The organism is Salidesulfovibrio brasiliensis JCM 12178 (assembly GCF_001311825.1).
In the GTDB taxonomy this organism is placed as follows: Bacteria; Desulfobacterota; Desulfovibrionia; order Desulfovibrionales; family Desulfovibrionaceae; genus Pseudodesulfovibrio; species Pseudodesulfovibrio brasiliensis.
This window is the reverse complement of sequence record NZ_BBCB01000150.1, coordinates 1-2,620: the sequence shown is the minus strand read 5'-3', so window position 1 is coordinate 2,620 and position 2,620 is coordinate 1. Positions and strand designations below refer to the sequence as shown.

At 64.4% G+C, this 2,620-nt stretch carries 2 protein-coding genes; both read right to left on the bottom strand.

All coding sequences use genetic code 11. The features are described 5' to 3' along the window. On the bottom strand, nucleotides 1-1,598 hold a 1,598-nt coding region (locus tag JCM12178_RS17190), incomplete at its 3' end, for a ComEC/Rec2 family competence protein (RefSeq protein ID WP_218185665.1). A gap of 90 nt (nucleotides 1,599-1,688) precedes the next feature. Continuing rightward, on the bottom strand, nucleotides 1,689-2,620 hold a 932-nt coding region (gene murA / locus JCM12178_RS17185; protein ID WP_054653191.1), incomplete at its 5' end, for a UDP-N-acetylglucosamine 1-carboxyvinyltransferase.

The following is a 2,620-nucleotide window of genomic DNA, read 5'->3' as shown; positions in this document are numbered from 1 at the left end:
CCGCCCGGTGCGGCGACCAGCAGCGCCTGCCCCTGCCCCACGTCGATCATTGCCAGGCGCACACCGGAGCGGGCGTCCACTGTCATGACGTAGAGATGGGGCAGCAGTATCAGCGCGGAACCAAGCGCGGCAAGGCAGAGCCGCTTTCGCCCGGCAAGTGCGGTGACGAGCAGGAGCGTGAACCCGAGCGCTTCGGGCCAGAGGGGCCGCAGCACCGCGAACATGGGGTCAAACCCGGCCTCGTGGAAATGCCGCAACATCAGAAGCAGCCAGTCGGCCACCGAGGCCGCGCCGTGCACCAGCAGGTTCGACACGACCTGCATTTCCGGCACCGTGCCGAGCACCATCCCGGCAATGCCCAGCGGCATGACCAGAAAACCCACAGCCGGGACCCAGACCACGTTCATGAGAATGTTGGGAGAGATGGCACCGAAGGAAACCGCCATGACCGGCAGCAGGGCCGCATTGGCCGAAAGGCTGAGGCACAGCAGCACGGCCACGGAATCGGCCACACGCCGAACAGCACCATGGCCGCGCACTGCAAGCACGCGCCGGAAAACTGGATACAGCAGGGCAATCCCGGCAACGGCACAGGCCGACATGCGAAGCCCGGTGTCGAACATCGCCAGCGGATTGTGGAAAATGATGACCGCCAGCGCGATGAAAAGCCCGTCCAGCAGGGCACGGCCCCGGCCGAAGAGCAGCAGCCCGCCCCAACAGGCGAACATCAGCGCGGCGCGGGTCAGGGACGCAGAAGGCTGGCCGAGCCACCAGTAGACAAGAACCATGGGCGCGGCCAACAAAACGGCGAGCTTTGGTCTGGAGATTTGCAGATAGGTCCGGGGCCTGATCACGCCGACAAGATAGGCCAGCAGAAAGCCCATCAGGGCCACATACCCGACGTGCAGCCCGGAAAGAGCAAGAATGTGGGCCAGCCCTGCCGAGCGCACCATGTCCAGCGTTGCGGGGGAAATGTGGGTACGGTCGCCGGTGAGCAGGTTGAGCACCATGGCCCCGCCCTGCCCTCTGCCGATGCCTTCCAGCACCGGCTGTTTCAAGGCTTCACGCAGCCGCCAGAGCGGTCCGTCCGGGGCTGGGCCGAGCTGTACGCCCTTTTTGCCGTAGCTCCAGCCGAGCCAGAACACGCCTTCGCGCTGCCAATAGGCTTCATAATCCCACAGGCCGGGATTCTGAAAGCCGGACACGGGCCTGAGGCCCACGTTCAACAAAACCTGCTGTCCGGGCTGAGGAGTGTTTTTGGGAAATTTCCATGTCCAGGCCATCATGCCGGGCAGAGTTCGGTCCTGCCCGTTTTCGGCACCAAGAACGGTCACGTCACGCAAAACCATCTGCAAGCGCATGTCCGGCTTGGTGCGGACCGAATCCACCACAGCCCGGACCCCGACCTTCCGGCCCGGCTCCAGCCAGTCCGGAACCGATGGACGGACGGGAAGAACACTTGCGGCATAAAAGAATCCCGCCAGCGCGCAAAGCAGCACGGCGGCGGGATGTACCCGGCGTTTTCGCAGCGCGGCATCGGCGGCCCAAAGCACCAGTAGCGTGACCCCGGCCGGGATCAGCGCACGGGTAGCAAGCACGCCGACACCATACGCCAGCAGGCAGAGCTGCCAAGGAAGCAGGCCGGGAATCCGCAAAAGCTCCCGGCCATCGACTATCCCGGCATGAAGTTATTCCTTTTCGCGCCAGATGGTCGCGCCGACTCCGGAGAGCTTGGCCTCGATATTCTCGTAGCCGCGATCAAGGTGGTAAATACGCGATATTTCGGTCTTGCCCTCGGCAGCCAGCCCGGCGATGACCAACGAGGCGCTTGCCCGGAGGTCGGAAGCCATGACCGGCGCACCGAAGAGCGGCTTGCCGCCGCGCACCATGGCGGTGCGACCCTTGAGGCGGATGTCCGCGCCGAGGCGGGCCAGCTCCTGCACATGCATGAAGCGGTTCTCGAAAATCTTTTCCTCAATGGTTCCGGCACCGGAGGCCATGCACATGACAACCATGAACTGGGCCTGCATGTCGGTGGGGAATCCGGGGTGCGGCTGGGTGGTCACGTCGGTGCCCACCAGCGGCCCGTCACGGCGAACCAGCACGCCTTCATCGGTTTCCTCAAGCCATACGCCCATTTCCCGCAGTTTGTAGGAGACAGCGTCCAGCTCCTGATACGGACAGTCCTCAATGAGCAGTTCGCCGTCGGTGATGGCCGCGGCACACATGTAGGTTCCGGCCTCGATGCGGTCCGGCATGACCCGGTAGCTGCATCCCTTGAGGCTCTTGACGCCTTCCACGCGGATGACGCTGGTCCCCTGCCCGGTGATTTTCGCCCCCATGGCGTTCAGGAAATTGGCGAGGTCCTCGACTTCCGGCTCGCGGGCCGCGTTTTCGAGGATGGATTCGCCCTCGGCAAGGCTGGCGGCCATGAGCAGGTTCTCGGTGCCGCCCACGGTGGGAAAATCGAAGGTGATGTGCGCGCCCTTGAGACCGCCGTTGCAGGTGCCGTTGATGTAGCCTTCGGCCAATTCAAACTTTGCGCCCATCTTTTCAAGGCCTTTGAGGTGCAGGTCCACGGGCCGCGCGCCGATGGCGCAACCGCCGGGCAGGGCCACCC